Annotated in this window: 4 protein-coding genes and 1 pseudogene; 2 read left to right on the top strand and 3 right to left on the bottom strand. The window is 70.0% G+C overall.

Features of this window, described 5'->3' with window-relative positions:
• Positions 1–1,403 (top strand): aconitate hydratase AcnA (gene acnA / locus VJR25_RS16380; protein ID WP_324116957.1); only part of this gene is annotated, 1,403 nt, incomplete at its 5' end.
• A gap of 62 nt (positions 1,404–1,465) precedes the next feature.
• On the top strand, positions 1,466–3,421 hold the full coding sequence (dxs, locus tag VJR25_RS16375; protein WP_324116955.1) for a 1-deoxy-D-xylulose-5-phosphate synthase: 1,956 nt from the start codon (positions 1,466–1,468) through the stop codon (positions 3,419–3,421).
• Positions 3,422–3,454: 33 nt separating this feature from the next.
• Here dxs and VJR25_RS16370 read toward each other — a convergent pair whose 3' ends face one another.
• From VJR25_RS16370 to VJR25_RS16360, 3 genes and pseudogenes are all read right to left on the bottom strand, one after another.
• Positions 3,455–5,599: a 3-hydroxyacyl-CoA dehydrogenase NAD-binding domain-containing protein gene (locus tag VJR25_RS16370; protein ID WP_324116959.1), complete on the bottom strand. Its 2,145-nt coding sequence runs from the start codon at positions 5,597–5,599 to the stop codon at positions 3,455–3,457.
• Positions 5,600–5,610: 11 nt separating this feature from the next.
• Complete coding sequence (locus VJR25_RS16365; protein WP_324116954.1) at positions 5,611–6,816, bottom strand: thiolase family protein; 1,206 nt, start codon at positions 6,814–6,816, stop codon at positions 5,611–5,613.
• Positions 6,817–6,888: 72 nt separating this feature from the next.
• Positions 6,889–7,308 (bottom strand): annotated as a pseudogene (locus VJR25_RS16360) (ribonuclease D); the annotation flags it as partial.

The raw sequence follows: 7,308 nt of genomic DNA, 5'->3' as shown, positions 1-7,308 counted from the left end.
CGATCACCTCGTGCACGAACACGTCGAACCCGTCGGTGATGCTCGCCGCGGGCCTGCTGGCCCGGAACGCGGCGCGCAAGGGCCTGAAGGCCAAGCCGTGGGTGAAGACCACGATGGCGCCCGGCTCGAAGGTCGTCACCGAGTACTACGAGAAGGCGGGCCTCACCGGCGACCTCGAGGCTCTCGGCTTCTTCACCGTCGGCTACGGCTGCACCACCTGCATCGGGAACTCCGGACCGCTCATCGAGGAGGTCTCGGCCGCGGTCAACGAGAACGACCTGGCCGTCACCGCGGTGCTCTCCGGCAACCGCAACTTCGAGGGCCGCATCAACCCCGACGTGAAGATGAACTACCTCGCGTCGCCCCCGCTCGTGATCGCGTACGCGCTCGCCGGGTCGATGAACTTCGACTTCGACGCCGACGCCCTCGGCACCGACACCGACGGCAACGACGTGTTCCTCAAGGACATCTGGCCGGATGCCGCCGAGGTGCAGGCGACGATCGACTCGTCGATCGACACGGACATGTTCGACCGCGAGTACGCGAGCGTGTTCGCCGGCGACGACCGCTGGCAGTCGCTGCCGACGCCGACCGGCGCCACGTTCGAGTGGGCGGATGCCTCCACCTACGTGCGCAAGCCCCCGTACTTCGAGGGCATGACGCGCGAGCCGGAGCCCGTCGCCGACATCGAGGGCGCCCGCGTGCTCGCCAAGCTCGGCGACTCCGTCACCACCGACCACATCTCGCCCGCCGGTTCCATCAAGGCGGAGAGCCCGGCCGGGCAGTACCTCACCGAGCACGGCGTCGACCGCAAGGACTTCAACTCCTACGGCTCGCGCCGCGGCAACCACGAGGTGATGATCCGCGGCACGTTCGCGAACATCCGCCTGCGCAACCAGCTGCTGGACGGCGTCGAGGGCGGCTACACCCGCGACTTCACCCAGGAGGACGGCCCGCAGTCGTTCATCTACGACGCGTCGGTGAACTACCAGGCCGCCGGCACGCCGCTGGTGATCCTGGCCGGCAAGGAGTACGGCTCCGGCTCGTCGCGCGACTGGGCGGCCAAGGGAACCCGGCTGCTCGGCGTCCAGGCGGTCATCGCGGAGAGCTACGAGCGCATCCACCGTTCGAACCTCATCGGCATGGGCGTCATCCCGCTGCAGTTCCCCGCCGGCCAGTCGGCCGACTCGCTGGGCCTGACCGGAACCGAGACGTTCGCGATCTCGGGGATCACCGAGCTGAACGAGGGCCGCACCCCGGCGACCGTGCACGTCACGGCGACCCCGCAGGACGGCGGCGCACCGGTCGAGTTCGACGCGGTGGTGCGCATCGACACGCCCGGTGAGGCGGACTACTACCGCAACGGCGGCATCCTGCAGTACGTGCTGCGCTCGCTCGTCTGAGCGACCGCCGCGAGGAGGCCGGGCATCCCTTGGGGCCCGGCCTCCTCGCGTAGACTCGGGGGATGAGCCTGCTCGAGAAGATCCGGGGTCCGCGCGATCTCGATGCTCTCAGTCCCCGGCAGGTCGATCAGCTCGCCCGGGAGATCCGCGCCTTCCTCATCGAGAACGTGGCGCGCACCGGCGGGCACCTGGGCCCGAACCTCGGCGTCGTCGAACTGACCCTCGCGATCCACCGCGTGTTCCGCTCACCGCAGGACGCCGTGGTGTTCGACACCGGGCATCAGTCCTACGTGCACAAGCTGCTGACCGGCCGCCAGGACTTCTCCACCCTCCGCCAGACCGACGGACTCGCCGGCTACCCGCAGCGGTCCGAGTCCGAGCACGACATCGTCGAATCCTCGCACGCCTCGAGTTCGCTCTCGTGGGCGGACGGCATCTCCAAGGCGTTCGAGATGACCGGTCAGAACGACCGGTACGTCGTCGCCGTGGTCGGCGACGGGGCGCTCACCGGGGGCATGACGTGGGAGGCGCTCAACAACATCTCCGACGACAACACGCGCAAGCTGATCATCGTCGTCAACGACAACGGGCGGTCGTACGCGCCGACCATCGGCGGCATGGCGCGCTTCCTCAACTCGGTGCGCACCAAGCAGTCGTACCGGCACCTGCACATGTCCAGCAGTCGTGCCTTCGACAAACTCGGACGACCCGGCCGCGCCTTCTACCGCGGGGTCCGCGGTGGCCTGCACGGGTTCCTCGCCCGGTTCACCGGCAACGAGTCGCTGTACTCGAACCTCGACATCAAGTACGTGGGTCCCGTCGACGGACACGACGAGCAGGCGGTCGAGGCGGCGCTCAAACAGGCGAAGCACTACGGGGCCCCGGTCATCGTGCACGCGATCACCGAGAAGGGCCGCGGCTACGCGCCCGCCCGCCAGGATGCCGCGGATCAGTTCCATGCCGTCGGCCAGATCGACCCGGAGACCGGGGAGTCGCTGGAGGAGAGCGGCGCCCAGTCCTGGACGGGCGTGTTCGCAGAGAGCCTCGTCGACCTGGCCGAGCGCGATCCGCGACTCGTGGGCATCACCGCGGCCATGCTGCGCCCCACCGGACTGCACCGGATGGGGGAGCGATTCCCCGATCGGGTCTTCGACGTCGGCATCGCGGAGCAGCACGGAGTCACCGCGGCCGCCGGCCTCGCCTACGGCGGGCTGCATCCGGTCGTGGCCATGTACGCGACGTTCGTCAACCGCGCGTTCGACCAGGTGCTGATGGATGTCGCGCTGCACAAGGCCGGCGTCACCTTCGTGCTCGACCGTGCCGGTGTCACGGGCCCCGACGGTCCGAGCCACCACGGCGTGTGGGACCTCGCGATCCTGCAGGTGGTGCCCGGCATCCGCATCGCGGCGCCGCGTGATGCCACGCGCATCGTCGAGGAGCTCGCCGAGGCTGTCGCCGTGGACGACGGACCGACGGTGCTGCGGTTCCCGAAGGGGGCCGTCGGCCAGGAGATCGAGGCCGTGCGGCGCACGGACGACGGCGTGGACGTGCTGCGGGAGGCGCCCGAGAAGGATGTGCTGCTGGTGACGGTCGGCCCGATGGCCGCCACCGGACTCGCCGTCGCCGAGCTGCTCGCCGCACAGGGGATCGGGGCGACCGTGGTCGACCCGCGCTGGGTGGTTCCGGTCGCGCGGAGCGTCATCGAGCTGTCCCGTGAGCACCGTCTCGTGGTGAGCATCGAGGACGGCGTGCGCGTCGGGGGCATCGGCACGCGCATCCGGCAGGACCTCCGTGCCGCCGACATCGACACCGCGGTCACCGAGATGGGGCTGCCGGACCAGTTCCTGCCGCACGGGTCGCGCGGCGACATCCTCGAGCGGGTCGGGCTCACCCCGCGCCAGATCGCCCATGACGTCACCGCCATGGTGCTCGGCGCGAAGCTGCCGTATGCGCGCGGAGCCTCGGCCGACTCCGCTGCCGTGCCGATCGTCGCACGCGCGGACGGGCCGGTCGCCTGACGACGACCGGCCCGATTCACCGCGTGGACGCGGTCAGCCGGTGACGCCCCGGATCGCGGGGGCGTGGAAGGTGCCGCCGAACACGCGCTCGGACGCCCCCTCGCGGTCGAGGTAGGGGGAGGCCCCGCCGTCGATGAACGGCCACCCCGCGCCCAGGATGAGGCACAGGTCGATGTCCTCGACATCGGGCACCACGCCTTCGTCCAGCATCAGCCGGATCTCATGCGCCAGGCCGTCCTGCACGCGCCGCAGGATCTCTGCCTCGGAGGCCGGCGTGTCGCCGACCGCGCCCTTGAGGGCCTTCTGAGCGTCCTTCGTCCACCCGGTGACCCGGCCGGCCTTGTCCTTCTCGACGACCTGCGGCAGCTCTGCGAGCACGTGGAAGTTGGCGTTGGCGTAGAAGCGGTCCGGGAAGGCCTGCACCATGGTGTCCTGCACGTGCGCCGCCACCTTCCAGCCGACCAGGTCGATGAGCTGGAACGGCTTCATCGGCAGCCCCAGCGGCTCGAACGCCTTCTCCACCGTCAGCAGCGGCGTGCCCTCGTAGAGCGCCCGCGCCGCCTCGCCGAAGACCTTCGCGAGCAGGCGGTTGACGACGAAGCCGGGGGCGTCCGCGGTGAGCACCGCGTTCTTGCCGAGGCCGCGCGCCACGACGAACGCGGTGGACAGCGCCTCCGGCGTCGTGCGCGGCGTCTTCACGATCTCGATGAGCGGCATGACGGCGACCGGGTTGAAGAAGTGGAAGCCGACCAGGCGCTCCGGGTGCTCGAGCCTCGCCCCGATCTCCTCGACCGACAGGGAAGAGGTGTTCGTGGCGAGGATGGCATCCGGCGCGATGATCTTCTCGATCTCGCCGAACACCTGCTGCTTGACCCCGACCTCCTCGAACACGGCCTCGATGACGAAGTCGCAGTCCGCATACTCGGCCTTGTCGGTGGTGCCGTGCAGCAGGGCGCGCAGCTTGTTCGCGGTGTCCGCGTCGATCCGGCCCTTGCCCTCGAGCTTGGCGATCTCGTCGCGGATGTAGGCGAGGCCCTTGTCGACGCGCGCCTGGTCGAGGTCGGTGATCACGACGGGCACCTGCAGGCGGCGCAGGAACAGCAGCGCGAACTGGCTGGCCATGAGCCCCGCGCCGAGCACGCCCACCTTCGTGACCTTCTTCGCGAGGGCTTTGTCCGGGGCGCCGACCGGGCGCTTGGCGCGCTTCTGCACGAGGTCGAACGCGTACATGGATGCTGCGAACTGATCACCGGCGACGAGTTCGGACAGCGCCTCGTCCTCGCGCGCGAAGCCCTCGGCCCGCGTGCCGCTCTTCGCCTTGTCGAGCAGCTCGAGTGCGGCGTACGGCGAGGCGGGCACCGTGCCGATGCGGCTCTCCAGCATCCCGCGCGCCATCTTGATCGCGACCGGCCACTTGGTGAGGCGCTCGATCTTGCCCGGCTCGTTCTTGCGGTCGACCTTGACGGTGCCGCCGAGCACGCCGTCGGCCCAGCGCAGCGAGTCCTCGAGGTAGTTCGCGGCCGGGAAGATCGCGTCGAAGATCCCGTACTCGAACGCCTGCTGCGGCTTCAGCATGCGGTTCTGCTTGAGCGGGTTCGAGATGACCACCTCGAGCGCGTTCTCGATGCCGATGAGGTTCGGCAGCAGGTACGCGCCGCCCCAGCCGGGGATGATGCCGAGGAACACCTCGGGCAGCGCCACTGCGGCGGCCGAGGCATCCACGGTGCGGTACGTCGAGTTCAGAGCGATCTCGAGTCCGCCGCCGAGCGCGAGACCGTTCACGAAGGCGAAGGACGGCACGCCGAGGTCGCTGAGCGACCCGAGCACCTTGTGGCCGAGCTGGGCGATGAGCTTCGCGTTGGCCTTCGAGCCCACCTGCGAGATGTCGCTCAGGTCGGCACCGGCCGCCATGATGTACTGCTTGCCGGTGATGCCGACCGCCTGGATCTCCCCGGCGGCAGCCCGGCTCCGGAGCCCTGTGAGCGTCTCGCCGAGCTCGGTCAGGGTCGCCGGTCCCAGCGTGTTCGGGCGGGTGTGGTCGCGCCCGTTGTCGAGCGTGATGAGCGCCAGCACGCGGCCGGATGCCAGGCGGATGTCGCGCACGCGGGAGTGCGTCACGACCTCGTCGCCGGCCAGGGCCTGGATGGGGGAGAAGTCGATCTCGTCGTAGTTCGTCATCGCTGCGTCGCTCACTTCTTGCGCTTGCCGTCGTAGTGCGGGTTCTCCCAGATGACCGAGCCGCCCTGGCCGAGTCCCACGCACATGGCGGTGAGGCCGTAGCGCACGTCGGGACGCTCGGCGAACTGAGCGGCCAGCTGGATCATCAGGCGCACACCTGACGCGGCGAGCGGGTGCCCGAGCGCGATGGCGCCGCCCCACGGGTTCACCCGCGGGTCGTCGTCGGCGATGCCGAAGTGGTCGAGCAGTGAGATCACCTGGATGGCGAACGCCTCGTTGAGTTCGAACAGGCCGATGTCGCCGATCGACAGGCCCGCCTTGCGCAGCGCCTTCTCGGTCGACGGGATGGGGCCGATGCCCATGATCTCGGGCTGCACGCCGGCGAACGCGAACGAGACCATCCGCATCTTGGGGGCGAGCCCCAGCTCCTTGACGGCGCCGCCGCCGGCGAGCAGCGACATGGTGGCGCCGTCGGTGAGCGGGGAGGAGGTGCCCGCGGTCACGCGGCCGTGCGGGCGGAACGGGGTCTTCAGCCCCGCGAGGTCCTCCATCGTGGTCTGCGGGCGACGGCCCTCGTCCTCGGTCGCGAGACCCCATGAGCCGTCGGCATCCTTCACCGCGACGGGCACGAGATCCGGCTGGAACCGGCCCGCGTCGTACGCGGCCTGCGCCTTGTGCTGGCTGAGCATGCCGAAGCGGTCCGAGCGCTCCTTGGTGAGGTGCGGGAACCGGTCGAACAGGCGCTCCGCGGTCACGCCCATGTTCAATGCGCCCGGGTCGACCATCTTCTCGGCGACGAACCGCGGGTTCGGGTCGGCATTGCCGCCGATCGGGTGGTGGCCCATGTGCTCGACCCCGCCGGCGAGGGCGAGGTCGTACATGCCCGTCCCGATCGCCGCGCCCATCGTCGCGACGCTCGTCATCGCGCCCGCGCACATGCGGTCGATCGCGAAGCCCGGCACCGTCTGCGGCAGGCCCGCGAGGATCGCCACCGACCGGCCCAGGGTCAGGCCCTGATCCCCGGTCTGACTGGTCGCGGCGATCGCGACGTCGTCGACGCGGTCCCCGGGGACACCGGGGTTGCGCTCCATCAGGCCGATGGTCGCCTTGACGGCGAGGTCATCCGCGCGGGTGTTCCAGTACATGCCTTTTTCGCCGGCGCGCCCGAACGGGGTGCGCATTCCGTCGACGAAGTAGACGTCCGAAAGCTCGGCCACTCTGCCTCCAAAGTTGTGGATCCAGTCCAGCCTAGGGTGAGACTGAGTCTCACGAAATCGGCTGGACCTATCCTACGAAGCCGCTTCGGATGCCTCTTCGACCCTTTGCGTGGATTCCACAAAGGCATCGGCGATCAGCTGTGCAGTCTCTTCAATCTGCCAGGGCCGAGCACCCAGGTCGGCGAGCGCGGAGCCGATCAGCCGAGGGTCCGAATCGCGGGGCGGCTCCCACGCGACGCGGCGCAGCAGGTCGGGCGTGAGCAGGTTCTCGGTCGGCATGTGCAGCTCTTCCGCGTGGGCCTCCACGACGGGACGCGCGGCCTTCAGCCGCGCGTCGGCGTCCGGGTTGCGGTCGGCCCAGGCCCGCGGCGGCGGCAGCGCGTCGCCGGGAACCCGGGTGCGCGGCAGGTCCTTGGCCGCCCGGCCCGCCTCGATGGCGGCCCACCAGCGGTCGAGCTGGCTGCGGCTGGCGCGCCCGTTGAACTCCTTCAG

The organism is Microbacterium sp. (assembly GCF_035277845.1).
In the GTDB taxonomy this organism is placed as follows: Bacteria; Actinomycetota; Actinomycetes; order Actinomycetales; family Microbacteriaceae; genus Microbacterium.
The sequence above is the reverse complement of the archived record's forward strand: the minus strand, read 5'-3'. Positions and strand labels throughout refer to the sequence as shown.

Excerpts from the sequence above, each read along its gene's own strand:
- VJR25_RS16370 (WP_324116959.1), bottom strand. The coding sequence starts at position 5,599 with ATGACGAACTACGACGAGATCGACTTCTCCCCCATCCAGGCCCTGGCC.
- dxs (WP_324116955.1), top strand. The coding sequence starts at position 1,466 with ATGAGCCTGCTCGAGAAGATCCGGGGTCCGCGCGATCTCGATGCTCTC.